This window comes from Shimazuella sp. NTD247, from assembly GCF_059510415.1.
Genome location: NZ_JCAJZU010000032.1, coordinates 1 through 327 on the forward strand (window position 1 = coordinate 1; position 327 = coordinate 327).

General features: G+C 40.7%; 1 protein-coding gene. It reads right to left on the minus strand.

Going from position 1 to position 327, the window contains the following annotated elements:
* Positions 1 to 327: RNA-guided endonuclease TnpB family protein (locus AC5WOC_RS21210; protein WP_496057416.1), on the minus strand; the 327-nt coding region annotated here is incomplete at both ends.

The following is a 327-nucleotide window of genomic DNA, read 5'->3' on the forward strand; positions in this document are numbered from 1 at the left end:
GATGGGAAGGATTTTCCCACTTTCACCAATTTCCTTCCGTATTCTTTCGCTTTGTATTCTAACATCGTAACAAACTCCGACCACGAAGCATCCGTGATCGATTTCGACAGCTTCTGATTCTTCACCATGTTTTTTACTTGCAGTGTTTCGATACTGATGACTTGGTTTTCGTTCACCAGTTTTGTCGATAATTTATGTAAAAAATCATGACGGGCATGGGTAATTTTTTCATGGATACGAGCAACCTGGATACGAGTTTTGTGCCAGTTGGACCCGTCTTTTTTTCTTCTTGCCATCGTTTGCTGCGCTTTTGCTAGTTTTTGTTCA